23 protein-coding genes and 1 pseudogene are annotated in these 26,083 nt (G+C 70.8%); 9 read left to right on the forward strand and 15 right to left on the reverse strand.

The window, feature by feature from the left end; all coding sequences use genetic code 11:
• Positions 1–2,022 carry an NPCBM/NEW2 domain-containing protein gene (locus BLU79_RS01355; protein ID WP_093903687.1) on the forward strand — a complete coding sequence of 674 codons (2,022 nt, stop codon included), beginning with the start codon at positions 1–3 and terminating at the stop codon, positions 2,020–2,022.
• Between the two features lie 96 nt (positions 2,023–2,118).
• Here BLU79_RS01355 and BLU79_RS01360 read toward each other — a convergent pair whose 3' ends face one another.
• Complete coding sequence (locus BLU79_RS01360; protein ID WP_093903688.1) at positions 2,119–3,066, reverse strand: ROK family protein; 948 nt, start codon at positions 3,064–3,066, stop codon at positions 2,119–2,121.
• 257 nt (positions 3,067–3,323) lie between these two features.
• Here BLU79_RS01360 and BLU79_RS01365 point away from each other — a divergent pair, with 257 nt between their 5' ends.
• Together BLU79_RS01365 and BLU79_RS01370 are read left to right on the forward strand one after the other, a co-directional pair.
• Positions 3,324–4,445 (forward strand): LacI family DNA-binding transcriptional regulator, encoded by a 1,122-nt coding sequence (locus BLU79_RS01365; RefSeq protein WP_093903689.1) that lies wholly within the window; start codon positions 3,324–3,326, stop codon positions 4,443–4,445.
• A gap of 7 nt (positions 4,446–4,452) precedes the next feature.
• Positions 4,453–5,314: pseudogene (locus tag BLU79_RS01370) on the forward strand (hypothetical protein).
• Here BLU79_RS01370 and BLU79_RS01375 read toward each other — a convergent pair.
• Together BLU79_RS01375 and BLU79_RS01380 are read right to left on the reverse strand one after the other, a co-directional pair.
• Complete coding sequence (locus tag BLU79_RS01375; RefSeq protein ID WP_093903691.1) at positions 5,260–7,512, reverse strand: serine/threonine-protein kinase; 2,253 nt, start codon at positions 7,510–7,512, stop codon at positions 5,260–5,262. The pseudogene BLU79_RS01370 and the gene BLU79_RS01375 overlap by 55 nt on opposite strands.
• Before the next feature lie 118 nt (positions 7,513–7,630).
• Positions 7,631–8,935 (reverse strand): DUF6986 family protein, encoded by a 1,305-nt coding sequence (locus BLU79_RS01380; RefSeq protein ID WP_093903692.1) that lies wholly within the window; start codon positions 8,933–8,935, stop codon positions 7,631–7,633.
• Positions 8,936–9,139: 204 nt separating this feature from the next.
• On the opposite strand from BLU79_RS01380, the gene BLU79_RS01385 reads away from it, so the two are divergent.
• Complete coding sequence (locus BLU79_RS01385; RefSeq protein WP_093903693.1) at positions 9,140–10,048, forward strand: endonuclease/exonuclease/phosphatase family protein; 909 nt, start codon at positions 9,140–9,142, stop codon at positions 10,046–10,048.
• A gap of 58 nt (positions 10,049–10,106) precedes the next feature.
• Here the strand turns inward: BLU79_RS01385 and BLU79_RS01390 are convergent, their stop codons facing one another.
• From BLU79_RS01390 to BLU79_RS01405, 4 genes are all read right to left on the reverse strand, one after another.
• Positions 10,107–11,069, reverse strand: a complete 963-nt coding sequence (locus tag BLU79_RS01390; protein ID WP_093903694.1) for an electron transfer flavoprotein subunit alpha/FixB family protein — start codon at positions 11,067–11,069, stop codon at positions 10,107–10,109.
• Positions 11,070–11,144: 75 nt separating this feature from the next.
• The gene (locus BLU79_RS01395; RefSeq protein ID WP_093903695.1) at positions 11,145–11,933 is read right to left on the reverse strand and encodes an electron transfer flavoprotein subunit beta/FixA family protein; all 789 of its coding nucleotides are present in this window, start codon (positions 11,931–11,933) and stop codon (positions 11,145–11,147) included.
• Between the two features lie 242 nt (positions 11,934–12,175).
• Positions 12,176–12,685, reverse strand: coding sequence for a flavin reductase family protein (locus BLU79_RS01400; protein ID WP_093903696.1), 510 nt, complete (start codon positions 12,683–12,685; stop codon positions 12,176–12,178).
• A 209-nt stretch (positions 12,686–12,894) separates the two neighbouring features.
• Positions 12,895–13,308: a TlpA family protein disulfide reductase gene (locus BLU79_RS01405; RefSeq protein ID WP_093903697.1), complete on the reverse strand. Its 414-nt coding sequence runs from the start codon at positions 13,306–13,308 to the stop codon at positions 12,895–12,897.
• A 77-nt stretch (positions 13,309–13,385) separates the two neighbouring features.
• Between BLU79_RS01405 and BLU79_RS01410 the strand changes: the two genes are divergently transcribed.
• Both BLU79_RS01410 and BLU79_RS01415 read left to right on the forward strand, forming a co-directional pair.
• Entirely contained in the window at positions 13,386–13,802 is a 417-nt protein-coding gene (locus tag BLU79_RS01410; protein ID WP_093903698.1) for a DUF4395 domain-containing protein, read from the forward strand.
• A 197-nt stretch (positions 13,803–13,999) separates the two neighbouring features.
• Positions 14,000–14,728 carry a lysophospholipid acyltransferase family protein gene (locus BLU79_RS01415; protein WP_093903699.1) on the forward strand — a complete coding sequence of 243 codons (729 nt, stop codon included), beginning with the start codon at positions 14,000–14,002 and terminating at the stop codon, positions 14,726–14,728.
• A 129-nt stretch (positions 14,729–14,857) separates the two neighbouring features.
• Here BLU79_RS01415 and BLU79_RS01420 read toward each other — a convergent pair whose 3' ends face one another.
• From BLU79_RS01420 to BLU79_RS01440, 5 genes are all read right to left on the reverse strand, one after another.
• Positions 14,858–15,544, reverse strand: coding sequence for a B3/B4 domain-containing protein (locus BLU79_RS01420; RefSeq protein ID WP_093903700.1), 687 nt, complete (start codon positions 15,542–15,544; stop codon positions 14,858–14,860).
• An 8-nt stretch (positions 15,545–15,552) separates the two neighbouring features.
• The gene (locus BLU79_RS01425; protein WP_093903701.1) at positions 15,553–16,146 is read right to left on the reverse strand and encodes a transglutaminase domain-containing protein; all 594 of its coding nucleotides are present in this window, start codon (positions 16,144–16,146) and stop codon (positions 15,553–15,555) included.
• A gap of 75 nt (positions 16,147–16,221) precedes the next feature.
• A complete protein-coding gene (locus BLU79_RS01430) occupies positions 16,222–17,292 on the reverse strand; it encodes a threonine aldolase family protein (protein ID WP_093903702.1) in 1,071 nt (356 codons plus the stop codon).
• A complete protein-coding gene (locus tag BLU79_RS01435) occupies positions 17,289–18,038 on the reverse strand; it encodes an SDR family NAD(P)-dependent oxidoreductase (protein ID WP_093903703.1) in 750 nt (249 codons plus the stop codon). Before BLU79_RS01435 ends, BLU79_RS01430 begins: the two co-directional genes overlap by 4 nt.
• 41 nt (positions 18,039–18,079) lie before the next feature.
• A complete protein-coding gene (locus BLU79_RS01440) occupies positions 18,080–19,477 on the reverse strand; it encodes a DUF6421 family protein (protein ID WP_093903704.1) in 1,398 nt (465 codons plus the stop codon).
• A 388-nt stretch (positions 19,478–19,865) separates the two neighbouring features.
• On the opposite strand from BLU79_RS01440, the gene BLU79_RS01445 reads away from it, so the two are divergent.
• Positions 19,866–20,549 (forward strand): glycerophosphodiester phosphodiesterase, encoded by a 684-nt coding sequence (locus BLU79_RS01445; protein ID WP_093903705.1) that lies wholly within the window; start codon positions 19,866–19,868, stop codon positions 20,547–20,549.
• Positions 20,550–20,567: 18 nt separating this feature from the next.
• Here the strand turns inward: BLU79_RS01445 and BLU79_RS01450 are convergent, their stop codons facing one another.
• The gene (locus BLU79_RS01450; protein ID WP_093903706.1) at positions 20,568–21,119 is read right to left on the reverse strand and encodes a GNAT family N-acetyltransferase; all 552 of its coding nucleotides are present in this window, start codon (positions 21,117–21,119) and stop codon (positions 20,568–20,570) included.
• A gap of 71 nt (positions 21,120–21,190) precedes the next feature.
• Between BLU79_RS01450 and BLU79_RS01455 the strand changes: the two genes are divergently transcribed.
• Positions 21,191–21,583: a VOC family protein gene (locus BLU79_RS01455; RefSeq protein WP_093903707.1), complete on the forward strand. Its 393-nt coding sequence runs from the start codon at positions 21,191–21,193 to the stop codon at positions 21,581–21,583.
• Here BLU79_RS01455 and BLU79_RS01460 read toward each other — a convergent pair.
• Complete coding sequence (locus BLU79_RS01460; RefSeq protein WP_093903708.1) at positions 21,580–22,494, reverse strand: GNAT family N-acetyltransferase; 915 nt, start codon at positions 22,492–22,494, stop codon at positions 21,580–21,582. The genes BLU79_RS01455 and BLU79_RS01460 overlap by 4 nt on opposite strands.
• A 176-nt stretch (positions 22,495–22,670) precedes the next feature.
• On the opposite strand from BLU79_RS01460, the gene BLU79_RS01465 reads away from it, so the two are divergent.
• Positions 22,671–23,441 carry a VOC family protein gene (locus tag BLU79_RS01465; RefSeq protein WP_093903709.1) on the forward strand — a complete coding sequence of 257 codons (771 nt, stop codon included), beginning with the start codon at positions 22,671–22,673 and terminating at the stop codon, positions 23,439–23,441.
• A 7-nt stretch (positions 23,442–23,448) separates the two neighbouring features.
• Here BLU79_RS01465 and BLU79_RS01470 read toward each other — a convergent pair whose 3' ends face one another.
• The gene (locus BLU79_RS01470; RefSeq protein WP_371131792.1) at positions 23,449–26,058 is read right to left on the reverse strand and encodes a cellulosome protein; all 2,610 of its coding nucleotides are present in this window, start codon (positions 26,056–26,058) and stop codon (positions 23,449–23,451) included.
• Positions 26,059–26,083 lie beyond the last annotated feature (25 nt).

The following is a 26,083-nucleotide window of genomic DNA, read 5'->3' on the forward strand; positions in this document are numbered from 1 at the left end:
ATGCGTCACCTTCACACCCGCACAACCCGCAAAGCCCGTAGAAGAGCGGTCGGCGCACTCGTCGCAGGCCTGCTGTGCGCGGCGGGACCCGCCGTCCCCACGGCCACCGCGGCCCCCGTCGCGGCCGCCCCGGACGACGGTCTCGCCCTCACCCCGCCCATGGGGTTCAACAACTGGAACTCCACGCACTGCCGTGCCGAGTTCGACGAGGCCATGGTCAAGGGGATCGCGGACCTCTTCGTCGAGAAGGGCCTCAAGGACGCCGGATACCAGTACGTCAACCTCGACGACTGCTGGGCCCTGCCCTCCCGGGACGCGAACGGAAAGCTCGTGCCGGACCCGGTCCGCTTCCCGGGCGGCATCAAGGCGGTCGCGGACTACGTCCACTCCAAGGGCCTCAAATTCGGCATCTACACCAGCGCGGGCACGAAGACCTGCAACAGCGCCGGTTTCCCGGGCGCGCTGGGTCATGAGTACAGCGACGCCCAGCAGTTCGCCGACTGGGGCGTGGACTACCTCAAGTACGACAACTGCAACAACCAGGGCGTGGACGCCAAGCTGCGCTACACGACCATGCGCGACGCCCTCAAGGCCACCGGCCGGCCCATCGTGTACAGCATCTGCGAATGGGGCGCGAACAAGCCCTGGGAATGGGCGTCCGACGTCGGCCATCTGTGGCGCACGACCGGTGACATCAGCGACAACTGGGGCTCGATGCTGTCGATCCTGAAGCGGAACCTGCCGCTCGCGCCGTACGCCGGCCCCGGCCACTGGAACGACCCCGACATGCTGGAGGTCGGCAACGGCGGGATGACGGACACGGAGTACCGCTCGCACTTCTCGATGTGGGCGATCATGGCCGCGCCGCTGCTCATCGGCTCCGACCTCCGGTCGGCCTCCGAGGAGACCTACGAGATCCTCGGCAACCGCGAGGTCATCGCGGTCGACCAGGACCCGCTGGGCAGACAGGGCACGGTGATCTCCTCCGAAGGCGGACGCTGGGTCGTCGCCAAGGAGATGCGGGACGGCAGTCGAGCGGTGGCCCTCTTCAACGAGTCCGGCACCGCCCAGCGCATCACCACGACCGCCGAGACGGTCGGCCTGCCCACCGCCGACGGATACACGCTGCGCGACCTGTGGCAGCACCGCAGCCTCAACACCGCGGGCACGATCTCTGCGACCGTCCCCGCCCACGGCACGGTCCTCCTGCGCGCCTGGGCCGACCCCAAGTGGGCCCAGCACCCGCCCGCCGTCGACCTGGGCCTGGAGGGCAGCCCGATGGTCGAGGCGGGCCGGACGGCAACGCTGACGTCGACGGTGACCGACCTGGGGCGCACGACGGCCAGGCGCGTGTCCGTCACACTGACCGGACCCCAGGGGTGGACCGTCAAAGCGACGTCCCCGACCACCTCACCCGCACTCCCGACGGGCCGCACCCTGCGCACGAAGTGGGCGGTCACCGCGCCGCAGGGGACGCCGACGGGTTCGTACGACGTAGCGCTCAGGGCGACCCACCACTCCCCGACCGGCGTCCGCGTCGTCAGCACCCTGCCCCTGACCGCGACCGTGGTGACCCCACCGCCCTCGGGGACGTCCGGCCTCGGTGACCTCCCCTGGCTGTCGGCCACCAACGGCTGGGGACCCGTCGAACGCAACACGAGCAACGGGGAGAGCGCCGCGGGCGACGGCCGTCCGATCACCATCGGAGGCGTGATGTACGACAACGGACTCGGCGTCCACGCCGAGAGCGCCGTCGAGTACTACGCCGGCGGCGCCTGCGAGACGGTCACCGCGGACGTCGGTGTCGACGACGAGTCGGGCGCGGGCGGGACCGTCGCCTTCGAGATCTGGGCCGACGGCACCAGGGCCGCCTCGACGGGCACCCTCACCCACGCGATGCCGGCCCAGCCGATCAGTGCCGATGTGACCGGGGCCCAGGTGGTTCGGCTCGTGGTCGCCGATGGTGGCGATGGGATCGACTCGGACCATGGGGACTGGGCGGGGGTGCGGATGAGTTGCTGAGTCGCTGAGGGGGTTGGCCGGGTCCGGGCCCCGACCCGCGTGTCTCGGCACGCGGCCCGGACCCACATACCCGCGGGAACGTTCCTGCCGGCCCCCTCAGACCGTCGCCGCATCCGTCCGACCCGCCAGCGCCGCCGCCGCGGCGCCCACCAGCCCCGCGTCCGTCCCCATCTGGGCCGGCGTGATCGCCAGCCGCTGCACGAAGGACAGGGTGGCGTAGTCGGTCAACGCCTTGCGCAGCGGCGTGAAGAGCACGTCGCCCGCCTTGCCGACGCCGCCGCCGATCACGGCGATGTCGATCTCGACGAGGGTCGCGGTGGCCGCGATCCCGGCCGCCAGGGCCTGGGCGGCGCGATCGAAGGAGGCCACGGCGACCGGGTCGCCGTCCCGCGCGGCGGCGGCCACCGCGGCGGCGGACGTGTCGCCGTCCGGGCCCGGCTGCCAGCCGTTCTCCAGCGCCCGCCGGGCGATGTTGGGGCCGCTGGCGATGCGCTCGACGCAGCCGCGCGAACCGCACGGGCACAGGTCGCCGTCCAGATCGACGCTGATGTGGCCGATGTGGCCGGCGTTGCCGGTGGGGCCCGGGTGCAGGCGGCCGTTCAGGACCAGGCCACCGCCGACGCCTGTGGAGACGACCATGCAGAGGGCGTTGTCATGCCCCCGGGCCGCGCCCTGCCAGTGCTCGGCCGCCGTGATGGCCACGCCGTCGCCGATCAGCTCGACGGGCAGACCGCCGGCGGCCTCGCGGACCCGCCGGACCAGCGGATAGTCACGCCAGCCGGGCACGTTCACGGGACTGACGGTGCCCGCCGAGGCGTCCACCGGACCCGCACTGCCGATGCCCAGGGCCGTGGCGCGCTCCCACAGGGGCGACGCGGTGAGCTCGGCGACGACCTCCTCGACTGCCCGCATCACCGTCTCGCCGTCCTCCCGCGCCGGCGTCGCGCGCTGAGCCCGGACCACGATCGTGCCGTGGCCGTCCACCAGCGCCCCGGCGATCTTGGTGCCGCCGATGTCGAGCGCAGCCACGAGGTCGGTGTGCATCTGATTCAGTTCTCCCGGTCAACCATTCGGATCTCCCCGCCAGCCACGGGAATTGGACGAGCCGGTCTCGCGGTGGGGGCGCAGGCCGGAGATTGCGGTGGACAGTGTCTCCCGGATCTGACAACGTTGTCCAGGCTCTATGCTCGACGCCACATCCTCATACAAACCCATGGACCTACGCACCCCCATGGGCCGACGCATCCCCGTGGATCGACGTATCCCATGGCCCGACACCTCCCGTAGCGGGACGAATCCCCATGGACCGCCGTATCTCCGTGGACGACGACAGGACAGGACACCGCATCGTGCCCGAGGCCATCCGCCGATCCGACCGCCCTGCTGACCGCCACTCGGACCGTCTCTCCGGGGCCCGCTACGGCAACCGTCCGACCATGAAGGACGTCGCCGCGCGTGCCGGAGTCGGTCTGAAGACCGTCTCGCGCGTGGTCAACGGGGAGCCGGGGGTCACCCCGGAGACGGAGCGCCGTGTCCAGGAGGCCATCGACGCGCTGGGCTTTCGCCGCAACGACAGCGCGCGGGTGCTGCGCAAGGGCCGTACGGCGAGCATCGGCCTGGTCCTGGAGGATCTCGCGGACCCTTTCTACGGCCCCCTCAGCCGGGCGGTCGAGGAGGTCGCCCGGGCGCACGGCGCCCTGCTCATCAACGGCTCCAGCGCCGAGGACCCGGACCGCGAGCAGGAACTGGCGCTGGCGCTGTGCGCGCGGCGGGTGGACGGGCTGGTGATCATCCCGGCCGGTGACGACCACCGCTATCTGGAGCCCGAGCTCAAAGCGGGCGTCGCCACCGTGTTCGTCGACCGCCCGGCGGGCAAGATCGACGCCGACTGCGTCCTGTCCGACAACTACGGCGGTGCCCGGGACGGCGTCGCCCATCTCATCGCCCACGGCCACCGCAGAATCGGCTTCGTCGGCGACATGCCCCGCATCCACACGGCCGCCGAGCGACTGCGCGGCTACCGGGCCGCCATGGAGGACGCGGGCATACCGGTGGAGGACTCCTGGATGTCCCTGGGCGTCACCGACCCGGAGCGGGTGCGTGACGCGGCCGAGGGGATGCTCTCCGGTCCCTCCCCCGTCACCGCGATCTTCGCGGGCAACAACCGGGTGACGGTCACCGTGATCCGTGTCCTCGCCGAACAGACCCGTCGCGTCGCCCTCGTCGGCTTCGACGACATCGAACTCGCCGACCTGCTGGAGCCCGGCGTCACCGTCGTCGCCCAGGACGCGGCGGCGATCGGCCGTAGCGCCGCCGAGCGGTTGTTCCGTCAGCTCGACGGCACCCTGATCACCCCGGAACGCATCGAGCTGCCGACGCGGCTCATCACCCGCGGCTCGGGCGAGCTGCCGCCGGCGGACTGAGCACCTCATGGCCGACCGCACCAGCGGGTCGTGGCTGCCCCTGCGTGGGCGCACCTTGGAGGCCCTCGGCCTGACCGAGGCGCCGCGCGATCATCCGCTCCTCTACCCGGGCGCCTGGCCGTCGGACTCCGGGCTCCTCGACGGGGACCGGCTGCTGCCGCTGGACCGCCTGGTGCACGACGACCGCGTACCCGTCCTCGCGGTCGGCTCCAATGCCTGCCCCGGCCAACTGCGGCACAAAATGGAAGAGTTCGGGATCGCCTCCCCCATCCCGATGGTGCGGGCGCGGGTCACCGGCATCGAGGTGGGCGTCTCCGCGCACGTGAGCCGCATGGGGTACGTGTCCGCGTCACCGTTCCACGCACCGGGCCGCGTGCGGGAGTTGTTCGTCACCTGGCTCGACGCCGAGCAGCTCGCGGTGATCGACGCGAGCGAGGGCGTGCCGGTGCCGGGCGGCAACTACGACCGCGCCTGGCTGCCGGCACCCACCGTGCGGATCGAGTTCGCGGACGGCAGCACACTCCCGGGCGCTTTCGCGTACGTCAACCGCCATGGCGTCCTGCACGACGGCGCCGGTACGCCGCGCACCCACCCCGGCCAGCGGCCGCTGCTCACCGAACTTCTGCTGGGCTCGGCCCGGTTGAGGGAGCTGTTCGGTGTCACCGCCGAGGAGTTCTGCGCGCGGGCGCGTGCCGATGCGATGCTGTGCGAGCGGGGTACCCGGCTGTTCGCGGAAGAGAAGCGGGTGACGGCCTCCGGGCTGGAGGGCTGCGTCCGGGTTCAGGGCTCCTGATCGCGGCGGACCGCCTGGATGTCAGCAGACCGGAAGACCCGGCACCGGCTCGTCGTTGTTGCCGCCCTCCAGGTAGACGTCGCTGACGAAGACGTTGGTGTTGCCGTTGTCGTCGTCCGTCTTGGCCCACCAGACGTTGGTCCACTCGCCGTAGGTCTCGCGGCGGCCCAGGTTCTGCTGGCAGTAGAAGTAGTTGGTGCCCGCGTTGAGTTGGCCGACCTCGCTGCCGGAGGCGGTGTAGGACTTGGCGGTCCTCCAGACCTGGCAGTTGTACTTGCCGCCGCCGATGGAGGTACAGGCCGGGGCCTGTGTGGTGGCGCCCCCGCCCGTCGTTCCACCGCCGCCCGAGGTTCCTCCGCCGCCCGTCGTACCGCCGTCGCCGGAACCGCCGCCCGTGGTGCCGCCGTTGGTGCCGCCACCGCCCGAGGTCTTGGTCGGGGCCGAGGTGGGCCCGTCGGTGCGTCCGGTGTCCGCCGAACGGCTCGGCGTCTTGGTCGCGTCGGGGTCCTTCTCGTCGTCCTTCTCGGTGAGACCCGATTCGCCCGAGGGGTCGTCGGCGTCGGGGCTGCCGGTCTGCGGGGCGGACTCGCCCGGAGAGGTGGCGGACGACGACGTGGCCCGCGCCTCCTTCTTGCTGTCGCCCGTGTTGTTCACCAGGGCCACGGTGCCCCCGGCCGCCGCGAGCACGACGGCGACGGCCACGGCGGCGAGCAGGGCACGGCCCTTGCGCCGGGCGGGGCCGTCGGAGGACGTGGTCATCGGGCCGGTGGGGGCCGAGTCGTGCGGTGACGGGGTGGGGCCGACGTAGCCGTGCGGGGGTTGGCCGGACGGCACCGGCGCACCGCCGTACGACGAAGGGGTCGGCTGCCCGGGGACGGGGTGTCCGTGGTTGTGTCCCGCCGGGCCCGGTTGGCCGACGGCACCGTAGCTCTGGGCCGGCGGCGTGCCCTGTCCGGGAGTCGTGGGCCCTTGCACCCACGCGGCGCCCAGTCCCGCGGGGCCTGGTGCACCCTGTCCTGCGGGCCCGGGTGTCCCCTGCCCCGCAGAACCCTGTGCTCCCGGAGCGCCCTGCCCCACGGACCCAGGTACCGCCTGCCCCGCAGGCCCCGGCGCTCCCTGCCCCGCGGGCCCCTGCGCCGCAGGCGCACCCTGCCCCACATTCCCGAAGGGCGGCGCCCCGGGCACACCCGACGCAAGAACGCCCTGCCCCGGCACTGCCAAGCCCTGAGCCCCCGGCGCCCCCTGTCCCGGGCCGCCGTACGCCTGCCCGGCGGGCGCCGTCGGCGCGATGGGCGTCTGTCCCTCCGGCGCCGTGGGCCCAGCTCCTGGCGCCGGCGCCGGAGCGCTGGGCTTCGTCTCGTCCGGCACGGGCCCGGCTCCCGCCGATCCCAGCAGCGCCGCCGTAGGCGAGTCAGGACCCGCCGAGTCGGCCACCGCCTGCAGGAGTTCCCGCGCCTCGTCGGCCTCGGGGCGGGACTCGGACCGCTTGTCCATGAGCCGCTGGAGGACGGGGCCGAGGGGCCCGGCGTTGCGGGGCTCCGGCAGGGGCTCGGAGATGATCGCGGTGAGTGTGGAGAAGGTGGACGTGCGGCGGAAGGGCGCGGAGCCCTCGACCGCCGCGTACAGCGTGGCGCCCAGGGCCCAGACGTCCGAGGAGGGACCCGGATCGGCGCCCTGGGCCCGCTCGGGGGCCAAGTAGTCGAGGGAGCCGACGAGGTGGCCGGTGCGGGTCAAATGGGTGGCCGAGCCGTCGCCCGGGTCGTCCATGGTGGCGATGCCGAAGTCGGTCAGGACGACTCGGCCGGAGCGGTCGAGCAGGATGTTGCCGGGCTTGACGTCACGGTGCAGGACGCCTGCACGGTGGGCGGCGGCCAGCGCGTCCATGACCTTGGCGCCGATTCCGGCCGCCTCGCGCGGGTCGAGGGTGCGCTCGCGCAGCACTCTCTCCAGGGAGGGGCCGTCGACCAGCTCCATGACGATGAGGGGGCGTCCGTCGATCTCGGTGACGTCGTGCACCGCGACGACGCCGGTGTGCCGCACCCGGGCCGCCGCGCGGGCCTCGCGCTGCATCCGCAGCCGTAGATCGGCGAGTTCGGGACCGTCGGCGTCGCTGTAGGTGCGCAGTTCCTTGACGGCGACCTCGCGGCCGAGGACCTCGTCGACGGCCCTCCACACCACACCCATGCCGCCGCGCCCGAGCTGTGCGATGACGCGATAGCGCCCGGCCAGCAGTCGACCGGCCTCGTCCGGCTGTCCGTTCTCCCCCGAAGACACCGCTGCCCCGTTCCTGTGACACCTCAATGAGTCCGTACAGACTACGGGGCAGCGGTGACAACACCAGCCGGTGATGGCCCCTGTGACAGGGCCGCCACGTGGAGGTCTTGTGTGGAACCTACTGGGCGGAGACCGTCAGGTCGCCGCGCCGGGGCGCCGCGAAGCCCTCCAGATCGGCGCGGGTCAGGCCGGTCAGCCGGGCGACCTCGGCGATGTCGAGGGCGCCGCAGTCCAGACCGCGCAGCAGATAGCCGCTGAGGGCCTTGGCGGTGGCCGGCTCGTCCATGACGTCGCCGCCCGCCCGGTTGGCGTATCGGGCGAGGCGGGCCGCAGCCTGCTCGAAGCCCTCGCGGTAGAAGGCGAAGACGGCCGCGTACCGAGTGGGGATGTGGCCGGGGTGCATGTCCCAGCCCTGGTAGTAGGCGCGCGAGAGCGCCCGCCGGGTCAGGCCGTAGTGCAGTCGCCAGGCGTCGTGGACCTTCGCGGTCGGGCCGACCGGCAGGACGTTCGTGGAGCCGTCCGAGACGCGTACGCCGGTGCCCGCCGCCGCGACCTGCATGATCGCCTTGGCGTGGTCGGCGGCCGGGTGGTCGCTGGCCTGGTAGGCGGCGGAGACGCCGAGGCAGGCGCTGTAGTCGAAGGTGCCGTAGTGCAGGCCCGTGGCGCGGCCCTCGGCGGCCTGGATCATCCGGGCGACGGTGGCGGTGCCGTCGGTGGCGAGGATGGACTGGCTGGTCTCGATCTGGATCTCGAAGCCGATCCGGCCGGGCTCGAGCCCGCGCGCCTTCTCGAAGGCCTCCAGGAGCCTGACCATGGCGGTGACCTGCTCGGGATACGTCACCTTCGGCAAGGTGAGGACGAGCCCGTCGGGCAGACCGCCGGCCTCCATCAGGCCGGTGAGGAAGACGTCGAGGGTGCGGATGCCCCGGTCGCGTACGGGTGCCTCCATGCACTTCATGCGGATGCCCATGTACGGGGCCGCCGTGCCCTTCTCGTACGCCTCGGCGATCAGCCGTGCCGCGCGGGCGGCCGCCTCGTCCTCCTCGGCGTCGGGGCGGGGGCCGTAGCCGTCCTCGAAGTCGACGCGCAGGTCCTCGATGGGCTCGCGCTCCAGCTTGGCGCGCACGCGCGCGTGCACCGGCTCGGCGAGTTCGTCGGACAGGCCGAGGACGGCGGCGAAGGAGGCGGCGTCCGGCGCGTGTTCGTCGAGGAGGGCCAGGGCCTGGTCGCCCCAGGAGCGGAGGGTGTCGGCGGCGAAGACGTCGCCGGGGACGTAGACGGTGTGGACGGGCTGGCGGCTGCCGGGGTCTCCGGGGTAGCGGCGCTCCAGCTCCGCGTCGACCGGCGCGAGGGAGGCGCTGATCTCCTCGCTGACGGCACCCGCGAGGCTCGTCGCCACCTTCTCCTGCTGGCCCTGACCCATCCCACACCCTCCTGATTTCCGCGATACGGAATCAACAATCCGCATGACGAAGTTATCCGGGGACCTTCCACCTGGTCAACACCATGTCCACGGGGAGTCACTCCACCATCTCGCCATGTTCACGCCCATCTCGGTACGCGGTATCACACTTCCATACGCACGCCCCGCACGACTCGTCCGGCAGTTCCCACCGAAGGAGCCCCAGTGCCGAACCACAGCCGAGTCACGCGCCGTCTGGGCCTGAAGGCCGCGTTGGCCGCAGCGGTCACCGCGCCCCTCTCCAGTACAGCACTGCCCACGTCCTCCGCCTCGGCGGGCGAACGCCCGGCCCGTCGGCACCTTCAGGTCATGTCCTTCAACCTGCGCTTCGCGAGCACCACCGAACCCAACAGCTGGACCGTGCGCAGACCGGTGATGCGCGAGCTGCTGCGCCGCGAGGCCCCGCACGTCATCGGCACCCAGGAGGGCGTCTTCTCGCAGCTGCTCGACATCGACAACGACCTCGGCCCGCGCTACGACTGGGTGGGCACCGGCCGGCTGCACGGCAGCCGAGACGAGTCCATGGCGATCTTCTACGACTCCCGGCGACTGCGCCCGACCGAGTACGACCACTTCTGGCTCTCCGACACCCCGGACGTGATCGGCTCCAACACCTGGGGCGCGGCCTTCGCCCGCATGGTCACCTGGATCCGCTTCCGCGATCTCACTGACGGCGCACGGGAGTTCTACGTCCTCAACACCCACTTCGACCATGTGAGCCAGCACGCGCGCGAGCGCAGCGCCTCGCTGATCGCCGAGCGGATCGCCGGCTTCGACCGCACCCTGCCGGTCGTGGTGACCGGGGACTTCAATGTCGCCGCCCACAAGAACACGGTGTACGACACGCTGCTCGGCGCCGGTCTTGTCGACACCTGGGACACCGCCGACGAGCGCAGCGCGCTGTACGCGACCTTCCACGGCTACAAGCCGCTGACGCCGAACGGCGACCGCATCGACTGGGTCCTGGCCACGCCCGGCGTCACCACGCATCGGGCGACCGTCAACACCTTCGCCGCCGACGGCCAGTTCCCGAGCGACCATCTGCCCGTCCAGGCGTCCCTGACCCTGGGATGAGCCGAGGCCCCCGTGACCGTCTGCACGGTCACGGGGGCCTCGATGCGCCCGATCGGGATCAGCCCTTGCGGGTGTTGATCTCCTCGGTCAGCTGCGGGACGACGTCGAAGAGGTCGCCGACGACGCCGTAGTCGACCAGCTCGAAGATCGGGGCTTCGGCGTCCTTGTTGATCGCCACGATCGTCTTCGAGGTCTGCATACCGGCCCGGTGCTGGATCGCGCCGGAGATGCCGGAGGCGATGTACAGCTGCGGTGAGACGCTCTTACCGGTCTGGCCGACCTGGTTGGTGTGCGGGTACCAGCCGGCGTCCACCGCGGCACGCGAGGCGCCGACGGCCGCGCCGAGGGAGTCGGCGAGGGCCTCGATGATCGCGAAGTTCTCCGCGCCGTTGACGCCACGGCCACCGGAGACCACGATCGCGGCCTCGGTCAGCTCCGGGCGTCCGGTCGACTCACGGGGCGTGCGCGCGGTCACCTTGGTGCCGGTCGCGGCGGCGGAGAAGGACACCGCCAGGGCCTCGACCGCACCGGCGGCCGGAGCGGCCTCCACGGCGGCCGAGTTCGGCTTGACCGTGATGACCGGGGTGCCCTTGGCGATGCGGGACTTGGTGGTGAAGGACGCGGCGAACACCGACTGGGTGGCCACCGGGCCCTCGTCGCCGGCCTCGAGGTCGATGGCGTCGGTGATGATGCCGGAGCCGATGCGCAGCGCCAGACGAGCGGCGATCTCCTTGCCCTCGGCGGAGGAGGGGACGAGAACGGCGGCCGGGGAGACGGCCTCGACGGCGGCCTGGAGGGCGTCGACCTTCGGGACGACCAGGTAGTCGGCGTACTCGGCGGCGTCGTGGGTGAGGACCTTGACGGCGCCGTGTTCGGCGAGGGTGGCGGCGGTGTCGGCGGCGCCGCCTCCCAGCGCGAGAGCCACGGGCTCGCCGACGCGGCGGGCCAGGGTCAGCAGCTCCAGAGTGGGCTTGCGGACGGCACCGTCCACGTGGTCGACGTAGACGAGAACTTCAGCCATGGGAATGCTCTCCTGCGGATTGCGAAGGCTTAAGGGGCGGAGGGGGTGTTGAGCCTCGAGCGGGCCAGTGCCCCTTTAGACGAACTTCTGGCTCGCGAGGTACTCGGCGAGCTGCTTGCCGCCCTCGCCCTCGTCCTTGACGATCGTGCCGGCGGTACGGGCCGGGCGCTCGGCCGCGGTGTCCACGACGGTGTAGGCACCCTCGAGACCGACCTCCTCGGCCTCGATCTCCAGGTCGGAGAGGTCCCAGGACTGAACCGGCTTCTTCTTGGCGGCCATGATGCCCTTGAAGGACGGGTAGCGCGCCTCGCCCGACTGGTCGGTGACCGACACGACGGCCGGCAGGGACGCCTCGAGCTGCTCGGAGGCGGCGTCGCCGTCCCGGCGGCCCTTGACCGTGCCGTCCTCGACGGAGACCTCGGACAGCAGGGTGACCTGCGGAACGCCCAGGCGCTCGGCCAGCAGGGCCGGGACGACACCCATGGTGCCGTCGGTGGAGGCCATGCCGGAGATCACCAGGTCGTAGCCGGCCTTCTCGATCGCCTTGGCCAGCACCAGGGAGGTGCCGATGGCGTCGGTGCCGTGCAGGTCGTCGTCCTCGACGTGGATCGCCTTGTCGGCGCCCATCGACAGGGCCTTGCGCAGCGCGTCCTTGGCGTCCTCCGGGCCGACCGTCAGGACGGTGATCTCGACGTCGTCGTCGGAGTTCTCGGAGATCTGCAGCGCCTGCTCGACGGCGTACTCGTCGAGCTCGGAGAGCAGACCGTCCACGTCGTCCCGGTCGACGGTCAGGTCATCGGCGAAGTGCCGGTCGCCAGTGGCGTCGGGCACGTACTTCACAGTGACAACGATCCTCAAGCTCACGCCGGCTCTCCTACTGCGTCGACATTTCTCTGCTGCCTACTTGCAGGCAGCATAGGCGCCCCAAGCGGCCGATCCCGATCGGGGCGACCCGCGCTCCGAGCGAAATATTACTCGTCAGTACACCCAGTTCGTTCCCGCTAAGCAAGCGCTTTGAACTGTGACCTTTGCAACGCAGCGTAATCGGAGTCGGACCGCTTCGCAGAACGGCGGAGGGGCTGATCGGTCACATCGGCCCGGTGACGTCAGTCACGCAGGCCGTTGAACCGGCCCTGGTGGTACAGGAGCGGACGTCCGGGACCGGTGGGGTCACCCAGGACGACCTCGGCCAGCACGATGCGGTGATCACCCGCGGGCACCCGCCCCACGACCCGGCACACCATCCAGGCGAGGACGTCGTCGAGCACGGGAACGCCTTCAGGACCCTCGCGCCAGGCCGTGGACGCGCCGAAGCGGTCGGCACCGCTACGGGCGAAGGTGGCGGCCAGCTCCTGTTGGTGCTCGCCGAGTACGTGGACGCCGATGTGGTCGGTGCCGGATATCGCGGGCCAGCTGGAGGCGCCGGTGCCGATGCCGAAGGAGAGCATCGGGGGCTCGGCGGAGACCGACGTGAGGGAGGTGGCGGTGAAGCCGACCGGGCCCGACTCACCGCGGGCGGTGATCACGGCCACTCCGGCGGCATGGCGTCGGAAGACGGAGCGGAGCAGGTCGGGAGAGGCGAGCTGGGCTGTGCCGAGGTCGGACGTGGCCGTCATGGAATTGTCCTTCTGCGAGGGGAGGCGTACGGACCGGTGACTGCTCAACAGCCCGGACAGCGCGCGCTCGCGGTGCGGGCCAGGTCGACATGGGCCCGCCCGAAGAGAAGGAGTTCCTCTGGCATACGGTCAGGCTGACGATAGGTGGTGCGCACAGTCAAGTACGTTCCGGCATGTGGGAGATGACTCACCCTCGGCATCACGGCCCCTCAGACCGCTTCACCCAGGGCGGCGATCACGTCCGCCTTGCGCGGCTGACCGGTGGCCCGCCGTACGACGTTGCCGCCCGCGTCGAGGACCAGCACGGTCGGCGTCTTGAGGATGTCGAGCCGTCGTACGAGGTCCAGCTGGTCCTCGGCGTCGATCTCGACGTGGGTCACGCCCGGGACCATGCCGGCGACCTCGCCCAGGACACGCCGGGTGGCCCGGCAGGGGGCACAGAAGGCGCTGGAGAACTGCACGAGGGTGGCGCGCTCGCCCAACGCCTCCCCCAACTCGGCCGCCCCGAGCCGCTTTCCGTCGTCGCGCCCGCGCACCCGTACTCTCCCGCTCCGCCGCCGCTGCAGCACTCCGTAGACGCTCGCCGCCACGAGCACCACCGCACACACCACAAGTCCGCTCATCACCCTGCTCAAGCGTTCACGAGACTGCAAAGATTCCCGACTCCCGGAAAGCCTTTCCGCTGCGGAATGCTTGATTCATGGACATCGACGTAAGAGGGCCGCGCTTCGGAGCGGCCCTGACGACCGTGGTGCTCGCGGTCGTTCTGGTCACCGGAAATGCCTGGCTGCTGGCCTGGCAGACGCTGGCCTTCGCGCTGGGCGCGGCGGGCGGAGTGTCCCGTTCGCCGTACGGCTGGCTGTTCCGCAAGGCCGTCCGTCCCCGGATCGGGCCGCCGACGGAGTTCGAGTCGCCGGAACCGCCGCGGTTCGCCCAGGCGGTGGGGCTGGTCTTCGCGGGCCTCGGGCTGGTCGGCTTCACACTCGGCCCGGTCTGGCTGGGGCTCGCCGCGTCCGGCGCGGCGCTCGCGGCCGCTTTCCTGAACGCCGTTTTCGGCTATTGCCTGGGATGCGAGATGTACCTGCTCGTGCGGCGGGTGATGGTGCGCGCCGAGTGAAGCAGTGTAAAGGGCGCTACAAAATCCGAGGTGGATCACGGGGCGACGTGACGAGGATCTCGCCGTTCCCCGGCACTTAGGCTTGGCCGTCGGCCGTTCTTGGGGCACGATCTGCGACATGCCGTAAACCTACGGCTGCGTAACTTTTCCACTGGGAGCCCCCTTCCCAGGCAGAGAAGGAAGGGTCCACCCCGTCCATGGCAGAGCTTGTCTACCGTCCCGTCGTCGGTTTCGCCCAGACGTTGTTCAAGGCGTGGGACCTCAAGATCGACTGCAAGGGGTCGGAGAACATTCCGCGCTCGGGCGGCGCTGTGCTGGTGAGCAACCACATCAGCTACCTGGACTTCGTCTTCAACGGGCTGGCGGCGCTCCCGCAGAAACGTCTTGTTCGCTTTATGGCGAAGGAGTCGGTCTTCCGGCACAAGATCTCGGGCCCGCTGATGCGCGGCATGAAGCACATTCCCGTGGACCGCAAGCAGGGCGAGGCGGCGTACGCCCACGCGCTGGACTCACTCAAGTCCGGTGAGGTCATCGGTGTCTTCCCGGAGGCCACGATCTCGCAGTCGTTCACGTTGAAGGGCTTCAAGTCGGGCGCCGCACGGCTGGCCCAGGAAGCGGGTGTGCCGCTGATCCCGATGGCCGTGTGGGGCACGCAGCGGCTGTGGACCAAGGGCCAGCCGCGCAACTTCAAGCGCAGCCACATCCCGATCACGATCCGGGTCGGCGAGGCGATCGAGGCGTCCAAGGACAAGTACGCGGGCGCGATCACCCGCCAGCTGCGCGAGCGCGTCCAGGAACTCCTGGAGGCCGCACAGCGGGCGTACCCCGTGCGCCCGAAGGACGCCAACGACACCTGGTGGATGCCGGCCCACCTCGGAGGCACGGCGCCGACGCCGGAGCAGGTGCGCGAGGCCGAGGCCCGCTAGGCGCTCCGCTGGTAGTGCCGGGTACGTTGTGGGTCGTCTGCGGCGCCGTCGTGGCTGGTCATGCCCGCGCGGCGGAGCCGCATGTTCAATACAGCCCCGCGCCCCTATAGGGCGTTGCCGAACCGGCCCCTACGAGCGCACCGTGATCTTTGCCCCCGGGCTGAACTTCTCCAGCAGTTCGGCTAGTTCGGCTGCCGCCTGCTCTACGTCTGCGACCGGCATCGGCGCCAGGCTCTCCAGCAGGAAGATGCCCGCCGTGGTCTCCTCCGCGAGTCGGGTCCGCGGTCCCTGGCGCCAGTTCCAGCGGCGGCAGGTCACGCCCACTCCGTCGCACCACACCACCTCGCCCGCATCGGGGTGTTCGACGACCGCCTCGCCTCCGGCGACGGTGACGAAGTTCTCGTCCCCGGTGGCCCGCACCAGGCGCATACCGCCCTCGATGCGGTCGATGTCCTCACCGCCGACCGGGATCAGGTGGGCGACGCTGATGGCGTTGTAGAGGTCGACGAGCAGGTTGATCCGGGGCAGCCCCGCGTCCGAGAGCGCCCTCTTGGCCAGCGCCTCCGCGGAGTTGCGGGTGCGGGACGGCTTCGAGCCGAACGCCGTGTAGACCTCCCGCCAGGCCGCCATGTGCGGGTCCTCGTGCGGAGCGCGCCCTTCCAGGCGTACGGCGAGACGGCGGGCCGCGTCGTCGAGGAGTGCGGAACTGGCCTCGGTGGTCGGGCCGTTGACCAGGCCGTGTGCCTCGATCGCCAGGTGCGTGAAGCCGGGCGCCAGGGCGCGCACCTCGTCGGACACGGTCAGGGAGAGAGTCATCGCCTGCCTCAGAGTGCGGTGGGGAGCGTGCTCCACAGATACGGCCGGTCGGGGGCGGCTTTGAGGGCGCTCAGTACGGTCGGGTGCGGTTCAGCGTACAGGACCGGATAGTCCAGCTCGTTGGACCGGACCTCGGGCACCCAGGCCAACCGCTCGGCGTCGAGCGAGAATTGGGCGTCCACGCCCGGCTTGTTGCCGCGGGGATCCTGGCGATGCCAGGCACCGTTGAACCGCACGGCGACCAGGCCGTGCACGGCGTGGCCATCGCCGTCGTCGTGCGCGAGGCGCTGGTAGCACAGCGCCGTCGGGATGTCCTCGGCCCGCAGCAGGGCGGCCAGCGCGTGGGCCTTGGCGTAGCAGATACCCGTCCCCTGCTTCAGGACGTCGGAGGCGCGCCAGGTGACACGCATGTCTCCGGAGTCCTGCGAGTGCGGAATGGCGTCACGCACGAACTCGAACGCCAACCGCGCATAGGCATACGAGTCTTCCGCATCCGCGGCGAGACGCGCAGCCGTCTCCCGAACGGCCGGGTGGTCGTGATCGATGACCTCATCCGCCACCAAATACGCAGACAGGTCAGGGGTGTTCTGGATCAGCTCCATACCCGCAGAGCATAGGAAAGCGATCACCCGGGAGTCAATGACTTTCCAGGTGATCGCATACCTATGCAGTTGCTCCTAGCCAGCCATCTCCTGCTTCACCGCCGCGACGAACGCGTCCACGTCCTCCTCGGTCGTGTCGAACGCGCACATCCAGCGCACGACACCCGCCGGCTCATCCCAGAAGTAGAAGCGGAACCGCTTCTGCAGGCGCTCGCTCACCTCGTGCGGGAGCTTGGCGAAGACGCCGTTGGCCTGCACCGGGTAGAGGATCTCCACGCCGTGGACGGCGCGTACGCCCTCCGCCAGCCGCTGAGCCATCTCGTTGGAGTGCCGGGCGTTGCGCAGCCACAGATCCTTGGCGAGCAGGGCCTCCAACTGCACCGATACGAAGCGCATCTTGGAGGCGAGCTGCATGGACAGCTTCCGCAGGTGCTTCATATGGCGGACGGCGTCCTGGTTGAGGACGACGACCGCCTCGCCGAACAGGGCGCCGTTCTTGGTGCCGCCGAGAGAGAGGAGGTCGACGCCGACCGCGTCGGTGAACGTCCGCATGGGCACGTTCAGCGAGGCGGCCGCGTTGGCTATCCGGGAGCCGTCCAGGTGCACCTTCATGCCGTGCGCATGGGCGTGGTCGCAGATCGCGCGGATCTCGTCCGGCGTGTAGAGGGTGCCGAGTTCGGTGCTCTGGGTGATCGAGACGACCTGCGGCATCGCCCGGTGCTCGTCGTCCCAGCCGTACGCCTGCCTGTCGATCAGCTCGGGGGTGAGCTTGCCGTCGGGCGTGGGCACGGTGAGCAGCTTCAGCCCGCCGACCCGCTCCGGCGCCCCGCACTCGTCCACGTGGATGTGCGCGCTCTCGGCGCAGATCACGGCGCCCCAACGGTCGGTGACCGCCTGGAGCGCGACGACGTTGGCGCCGGTGCCGTTGAAGACCGGGAACGCCTCGGCGGTGGCGCCGAAGTGGCTGCGGACGATTCGCTGGAGGTTCTCCGTGTAGTCGTCCTCGCCGTACGCGACCTGGTGCCCGCCGTTGGCCAGGGCCAAGGCGGCGAGCACCTCCGGGTGGGCGCCGGCGTAGTTGTCACTGGCGAAGCCGCGGACGTCCGGGTCGTGGTGACGGCGGGCGTCGGTCTTCGGAGGGTTCACGGCTTCTCGGTCAGCCACAGGCGGTTTCCGTTCACTTCGGCGGCGGGCTTGTCCCAGACACTGACGACGGCGTCGGCCAGGTCCTTGACGTCCGTGAAGCCCGCGAACTTCGCGTTGGGTCGCTCGGCGCGCATCGCGTCGTGCACCAGCGCCTTCACCACCAGGATGGCAGCCGCGGACGTCGGCCCCTCGGCGCCCCCGGCCTTGCGGAAGGCGTCGGCCAGTGCGAGCGTCCAGGCCTCGGCGGCGGCCTTGGCGGCGGCGTACGAGGCGTTGCCCGCGGTCGGATTCGAGGCGCCGGCGGCGCTGATCAGCACGTACCGGCCGCGCTCGCTGCGTTGCAGGCCCTCGAAGAAGGCGAGCGAGGTGTGCTGCACGGTGCGGATGAGCAGCAGCTCCAGAAAGTCCCAGTCGTCGAGGCTGGTCTTGATGAAGGTCTCGCTGCCGCGCCAGCCGCCGACGAGGTGGACCAGGCCGTCGACCCGGCCGAAGTCCTTCTCGATGTGGTCGGCCCAGTCCTGGGTGGACTGGAGGTCGAGCAGATCGACGGGTTCGCCGGTGACGGTCGCGCCGCCCGACGCGTAGCGGGCCGCGTCGACGGCCTCCGCGAGCCGCTCGGGATCGTTGTCCGCGGCGGCGACGGTCGCCCCCGCCTCGGCCAGTCGCAGCAGCGCCGCCCGGCCCGCGGGTCCACCCGCGCCGGCCACCGCGATCACCGCACCGCTGAGAGCTCCGTTCCCCGCCATGTTCTTCGCCTCCTGAGCAGTGTTCTGGGTACCGCGGTCGCTCACGCGGCGATCCGCTCGGCGCTGTCCGCCGTGATGCCCTTGGTGGAGGCGATCACGTTCTTGAGCTTCTTGGACAGGGCCTCATAGAACATGCTCAGCGGAAACTCGTCCGGAAGCACGTCATCGACGAGTTTGCGCGGCGGCTGGGTCAGGTCCAGGGCGTCCGGGCCCTTGGCCCAGCGGGAGCCCGGGTGCGGGGCGAGGTAGGTGGAGACGAGCTCGTAGGCGGCGAACCAGTGGACGAGCTTCGGGCGGTCGATGCCGTCGCGGTAGAGCTTCTCGATCTCTGCGCACAGCTGGTTGGTGACCTGCGGAGCGCGGTCCCAGTCGATGTGCAGCTTGTTGTCGGTCCAGCGGATGACGTCGTGCTTGTGCAGGTAGGCGAAGAGCAGCTGCCCGCCGAGGCCGTCGTAGTTGCGCACCCGCTCACCGGTGACCGGGAAGCGGAACATGCGGTCGAACAGCACCGCGTACTGCACGTCACGGGCCTGCGGGACGCCGTCCGTCTGGAGCTTCACGGCCTCCTTGAAGGCGGTGAGGTCGCAGCGCAGCTCTTCGAGGCCGTACATCCAGAACGGCTGGCGCTGCTTGATCATGAACGGGTCGAACGGCAGGTCGCCGTGGCTGTGGGTGCGGTCGTGGACCATGTCCCACAGTACGAAGGCCTCCTCGCAGCGCTTCTGGTCGTGGACCATCGCGGCGATGTCCTCGGGCAGGTCGAGGCCCAGGATGTCGACCGCGGCGTCGCTCACCCGGCGGAAGCGGGCGGCCTCGCGGTCACAGAAGATGCCACCCCAGGTGAAGCGCTCCGGGGCCTCGCGCACGGCGATCGTCTCGGGGAAGAGCACGGCGGAGTTGGTGTCGTAGCCGGCCGTGAAGTCCTCGAACTTGATGCCGCAGAACAGCGGGTTGTCGTAGCGGGTACGCTCCAGCTCGGCCAGCCACTCCGGCCAGACCATGCGCAGCACGACCGCTTCGAGGTTGCGGTCGGGGTTGCCGTTCTGCGTGTACATCGCGAAGACGACCAGGTGCTGGAGGCCGTCTGTGCGGCCCGCGGCCGGCTGGAAGGCCAGCAGCGAGTCGAGGAAGTCGGGCACCTCGAAGCCGCCCTCGGCCCAGCGGATCAGGTCCTTGACCAGGGCCTGGTGGTAGGCGGCGTCGTGCGGCAGCAGCGGGGAGAGCTCCTCGACGGCGCCCACGACACGCCGTACGGCGGCCTCGGCATCCACACGGGCGGGAGCGCCCTCGGCCTCGAAGTCGATCGACCCGTCCTTGGACTGCCAGGGACGTATCCGTTCCACGGCGTCCTTGAGCACCGGCCACGCCGGGTGCTCAACCACCCTGATCGCGGGAGGAATCCGCTCCTCCGTAGCCGCCTGCACAAGAATTTCCGTCATGTCCCATCCTCCACGGGAGAACCTCGCGTATGGACACCGTATGCGGACGAGGTTTCTCCCAGCAAGAGGAGACTCGGGAAATTATCCTGTCGACCTTCAAGGTCACCGAACTTTTTCCTGTCGGTCATCCCGGCGGCGAATACTTCCGCATCGCACGGGCATACGCGGGGCGGGCCCCCTCCGGCGGGTCAATCCCCGCGTGACTCGCCCACGCCAGGGTGACCATCCGGAGGCGCGCGATCCAGGTACGACATGCCCCCTGCCGCAAACCCCGTGTACACGTGGGGTTCATCACGCGCCCGGGCCACTAGGCTGCGGCACTGCCGCGCGAACAGTCCGCTCCGGTTCGCGCGCTGCCGAGCCGCCGTCGACGGAAGCGAGTTGAATCTTGAACTTCCTTACCATCGGTCACCGCGGAGTCATGGGTGTCGAACCCGAGAACACCCTCCGTTCCTTCGTCGCCGCCCAGCAGGCCGGCCTCGATGTCATCGAACTCGATCTCCACCTGAGCAAGGACGGCGCCCTCGTCGTCATGCACGACACCGACGTGGACCGCACGACCGACGGCACCGGCCCGATCGCCGACAAGACCCTCGCCGAGCTGCGCGCCCTGGACGCGGGCCGCGGCGAGCGCGTGCCGGTCTTCGAAGAGGTCCTGGACGCCGTGAGGTCGCCGCTCCAGGCCGAGATCAAGGACGTCGCGGCGGCCCGGGCGCTCGCCGAGGTCATGACCAGCCGGGACCTGGTCTCCCGGGTCGAGGTGTCCTCGTTCCACGACGAGGCGGTCGCCGAGATCGCCCGCCTGGTGCCCGGGGTCCGGACCGCGCTGATCGCCAGCCGCTATGGCACCGACATCGTCGACCGCGCCGTCGAGGCCGGTGCGGCGACCGTGTGCCTGAACATCCGCCGACTCACCCTGGAAGTCGTGGAGCGCGCCCGCAAGGCGGACCTCAGGATCATCGGCTGGGTGGTCAACACCCAGGACCACCTGCGTCTCGTGCGGGCCCTGGAATTGGACGGCGCGACCACCGACTACCCGGAGATCAAGCGCACCGGCCGCTTCACGGCGTGACCGCCGACCGCATGAACGTCACGCCAGTTCCTTGACCAGCAGCTCGAACTGCAGGTCGTCGCGCTGCGGGATGCCGAAGCGCTCGTCGCCGTACGGGAACGGGGTCATCCGGCCCGTACGGCGGTAGCCGCGCCGCTCGTACCAGGCGATGAGGTCGTTCCGTACGGAGATCACGGTCATGTGCATCTCGCGCACGCCCCACGTCTCCTGGGCCTGCCGCTCCGCCTCCGCGATGATCACCTTGCCGTGTCCGGCGCCCTGGAGTGCCGGGCTGACCGCGAACATCCCGAAGTAGGCGTGGTCACCGCGGTGTTCGAGCTGGCAGCAGGCGACGACCTGCCTCTCCAGCTCGACCGTCAGCAGTCGGCTGTCGGGCGACTTGATGACCTCCAGCACGCCCTCCGGGTCGGTCCGCTGCCCTTCGAGGATGTCCGCCTCGGTCGTCCACCCGGTCCGGCTGGAGTCCCCGCGGTAGGCGGACTCGATCAGCGCGACCAGGGTGTCCACGTCGGCGTCGAGGGCGTCACGGAAGACGAGTACGGAGGCGGCGGGGGTCGCGGCGGTTTCCATGGGGCACTTCTCCACTTCGAGGGCGCGGCACGAGCACCGCTGAGCGTAACGCGCCACTAGGCTCCGGCTGCATGGTGCACGTACTGAGCGGACGGACCCTTCTCCGTCCCACCGACCCCGAGCGCTCCCGGGTCTTCTACGGCGAGCAACTGGGCCTGGCCGTCTACCGCGAGTTCGGGACCGGGCCGGAGCGCGGGACCGTCTACTTCCTCGGCGGGGGCTTCCTGGAGGTCTCAGGGCGGTCCGAGACGCCGCCGTCCCCGGCCGTGCAGCTGTGGATGCAGGTCGAGGACGTGGCGGCGGCACACGACGAGCTGCGCACCAAGGGCGTCGAGATCGTGCGGGCGCCGGTGAAGGAGCCCTGGGGCCTGGTCGAGATGTGGATCGCCGACCCGGACGGGATGCGGATCGTGCTGGTGGAGGTGCCCGCGGACCACCCGCTGCGCTACCGGCCCGGGATCTAGAGCCGGTGTTCCCAGCCTCGGTCGGTGCGGGTCAGCTCCCGGAAGCCGGCCGAGGTCAGATGGTCGACCATCGTGCCGTCGCCGGCCGCCTCGTAGGCGAGGAGGCGGTCCACGCCGCACAGGCGCAGCCAGTCGGCTGCCTGCCCCAGCAGCCGGTGCTCCAGGCCCTGGCCGTGCGCCGACGGGTCGATGTGCAGGTTGCCGATGTCGGCGAGACCGCTGCCCCGGGTGTGGCGCTCGGGGCGGGACAGGGCCGTGTCGACCTCGATGAAGCCGAGGGCACGACCGTCGGCTTCGTATGCCGTGAAACGGGTGCCGCACTCCCCCAGCGTGCGGTCGACAGTGACGCCGGGCCACGGCTCGGAGGGCGGCAGGTCGCTCACCCGTGCGATCAGGACGACCTCGGTGTCGCCGACGTGCCGGAAGCCCGAGCGTTCGTAGAGGGCGCGGATGTGCGGCCAGTTGCGGGGCAGGCCGTAGACGGCCGGGGCGGGGATGTCGCCGCTCGCCCATCGGGCGCGTACGTTCCAGCGGGCCAGCTGGGCCAGGCAGGCGCTCATCAGCAGGTCCGCTGCCTCGTCGGCGTCCGGCCGGAAGGAGGCCGGCGGACGGCAGGCGAGCCAGCCGATCTCGCCGATGTCCCGGTAGGCCGGACCGACCGCGTCGTCCGCCCGGTAGCGCAGCAGATGGGCGGCGGCCACGACGTGGTCGCGCTGCTCGGCGACGAGGGTCACGCGCTCGCTCACCCACGGGTCGGTGATGAACTCGTCCGGCTGTCGCTCCAGAGCGCCGAGCACCGTGTTCACGGAGACGGTGACGCCGGGGACGACGGCGGCGACATGCAGATTGATCAGTTCGGTGAGCTGGTCGCGGTCGGCGCGGCGGAAGGGGCGCACTTCGAGCGCGGGCATGCGGGACCTCCGGTCGGAGAACGGTGTCGGAGGCCGCCATGCGGTGCGGTACGCGGTCGAGGGTACGGCGTCTGCGGCGCCGGGCTCCACTGGGTTTCGCCGGATGGCCGCGGCCGGGGAGCCGGGCTTAGCGTGCTGGGAGGGGGTCTCCCAGCGATCCCGGCGAAAGGAACGCCATGAAGCTCGACAAGCCGGTGCCCGGCGGGCCGTGCTGGGCCGAGGTGGGATGTCCCGATCTTGAGGCCGGCCGGCGGTTCTACGCCGCTCTGTTCGGCTGGCGCACGGAGTCGGACACCCGCGAGGAGATGGGCGGCTACACGATCGCGTATCTGGCGGACGCCCCGGTCGCCGCGCTCGTCCCGCTGGGCGAGGAGTCGTTGTCGCACCCCGTGGTCTGGTACGTGACGTTCGCCGTGGCGGACCTCGACGCCACGGTGGCGAAGGTGCGGTCGGCGGGCGGCTCCGTGGTGTACGAACCCGGTGACGTCCCCGGCATGGGCCGCTTCGCCTCCGTCACCGACCCGCAGGGCGCCGCCTTCCAGCTGTGGCAGGAGCGCGGCTTCGCGGGCGCCGGTGTGCTCAACGCACCCGGTGCGCTGGGCTGGGTGGAGCTGCTGACGCGTGCGCCCGAGGAGGCGAAGGCCTTCTACACGACGGTGTTCGGCTGGAGCGTCAACGCCTCGGAGCGCTACACCCAGTGGGGCCTGGACGGCGCCGACTTCGGCGGCATGGTGACGATGGACGACAAGTTCCCGCACGAGGTGCCGGCGCACTGGCTGCCGTATTTCGCCGTGGCCGACGTGGACACCATGGCCGCGAACGCGACGGAGGCCGGCGGCACCGTCCTCATGGAGGCCACCTCCGTACCCGACGGACCGCGCATCGCCGTGCTGAGGGACCCGCAGGGGGCGATGTTCGGCGTGTACGACGCTGCCTACGAGCGCTGAGACGGGCCTACCGTCGCGCGGTCAGCGGCGTCACCACCACGCGGTCGATCACCGGCGCGTACGCGGAGCGCTGACCGTGCGCGTTCCTGGACTCCCCGTCGAAGTCGGGGAGTTCGTCGGCGGTGAGGGTGAGGGTGTTGCCGCCGCGGTCGAGGGTGACGGGGACGGTGAGGGTCCGGAAGTCGTTGAAGTGGAAGGTGGTGGGGAACAGGACCCGGTGCGACTCGCCCCCGTTGACCGTGATGTCGGCGTGGCGGCAGATCGGGTCCGGGTTGTAGTGGGTGGCCGGGGCCTGCTCGCCGTTGGAGTAGCGGATCGTCAGGGCGTGGCGGCCGGCGTGTTCGGCCGTGACCGTCAGGGCGAGGGCGTTCCCGGGACCGGCGCCTATGCCGTCCACGGCCTTGCCGCCCGTGGCGTACGCGAACCCGGTCACCTTCGCGGTGCCGGTGAGGCTGCCGTCCTCGGCGGCGTACGCCGTGCCGGGCAGCAGGCCTCGGGACGGGCCGACCCGCAGCCGGTCCACGATCAGCAGGTCCGAGGTGCCGGTGACCGTGATCTTGTTGATGCCGCCGGGCAGGAAGAGCGGCAGTGCGCGGTCCTCGACGCGGCCGGCCGCCTCGCCGTTGACCGTCACCACGCCCTCGCCGGGGCCGAGCCGGTCGACGGTGACCGTCGCCTCGCCGTCGTCGGCCGCGTGCACCCAGAAGGTCGCGGTGCCGCCCCGGGGCAGTACGGCGACGCCGGGGCCCGAGGCGCCGCGGTGGGCGTGGCTGACGCGGGCGCCGTCGCGCAGGTCCGCGTACTCGGCGTCGTAGAGCGCGGGGCCCTCGGTGTCGCGCAGGGTGAGGTCCAGCTTGTCGACGACCGCGTCGCCCTTGGTGGCGCCGAGGTCCGGGTCCTGCGCGGCCAGGGTGATCCGGTGGCTGCCCGCGGTGAGTTCGGCCTCGGTGTCGGTGTGGCCCCACACCGCCCACTTGTAGCCGAGCGGCAGCAGCAGTTCGCGCGGTCGCTCGCCGTCTATGCGCAGGAAGACGTTGGTGGGGCCCTGGTCGCGCACCAGGTCGGCCTCGTTGTGGGAGTTGGCGTACACGCTGATCTCGTACGTCCCGTCCTGCGGGACCTCCACGTCGAAGGCGAGCACGCCGTCGGAGCCGGTGCGCAGGCCGCCCACGTGGTGACCGCCCGAGGTGGCGAACCTGTCGACGGCGGACGGGGAGCCTTCGGGACCGTTCCTGGAGTAGCCGGTGCCGGTGTACGTCGCGTCCTCGGCCTCGTACGTCCGCCGCCAACACACCGCAGGCGCGAGGGAGTCGGCGCCATGGCCACCGGGCGACAGGATCACCTGGTACGCGGACATCTCGTCCAGGCCGGTGACGGGCAGGGTCACCGTGCCGTCCACGACGGGCAGTTCGTCGTCGCGCAGACCCAACGGCGGCCCGCTGGCGCCGACTTGGCCCGTCCAGCGGATCTCGTCGAGCCGCACATGCACCGTCGCGCCGAAGACCTCCGGGTCGACGTGCGCGAAGACGATGTCCGCGGCACCGCCCGACCCGCCGAACAGCAGCCGGGACTGCCGTTTGGCCGCGTCCAGGGTGGCGACGCCCTGCAGGGTGTACTGCACGTTCGGCTGCGGCGCGGTGACCTCCACCGTGTTGCCCGTCATCCGGCCGTAGGCGTTGAACAGCCACCACTGGCCGTTGCCCTTGTTGGCCTCGACCACCGAGTCGTTGAGATTGCCGGCGATGTTCCAGTACGCCATGTCGGCGTCGACCTTGGACTCCTCGATGGCGGAGATCCACTGCACCATCTGGCCAGGCACGGACAGATGGTAGTTGTGGGCGTACTCGTTGAGGTTCACGGGCAGCGGGCCGATGCCCAACTCCCGTTCCCATGCACGGTACTTGGCGACGTTCGTGCGCACTTCGGCGGGCGAGGACAGCTCGTGCCAGGTGATCACGTCGGGCAGGACGCCCTGCTCCTTGGCGAACTCCAGGAAGCCCCGGACCTCGGGATACAGGATGCAGGTGTTGGGGCCGGCGATACGCGCCCCGGGGTGGAGGCCCTTGATGAGGTGGTAGGTCTCCTGCCAGGCCGCGAAGTAGGGGCGCGGGTCGGTGTGCCAGGAGACGCCGTCGTGGCTCCACTTCCCCTCGCCGAACATGTTGCCCTCGGGTTCGTTGAACGGGACGTACACGATGTGCTCGGCCAACTCGCCCAGTGTGAGGGCGTGTTCGACCTGGCGGCGGACGACCTCCTTGAACCCGGCGAACCGCTCCTCGCCCGTGGCGCCCGGCCACTCGTAGGGGAAGCCACGGTAGAAGTCGGGCAGGTAGACGTAGACGTCCTTGCCGCCCGCCGCGACGAAGGACGGCAGGATCTCCAGGGCGTCGGCGCCGGGGTGCTGGATGCCGTCCTGGGCCTTGGTCGCGACCGTGCGGACGTACATGCCCTCGACGACGGCACGGCTGGGTACGCCGTCGCCGTACAGGCCGTAGAGCGTGCCGCTCGCGCCACCGTGGAAGCGACCCGTCTCGCTGCCGAGGTCGACGGTGAGCGTCTGGGGGCCAGGGGCTTCGGCTGTCACGACATCCCTCCCATGGTTCGACATGCCGTACATAAGTCGGCGATCCGAACCGACCCGG

The organism is Streptomyces sp. cf386, from assembly GCF_900103585.1.
Taxonomy (GTDB): Bacteria; Actinomycetota; Actinomycetes; order Streptomycetales; family Streptomycetaceae; genus Streptomyces.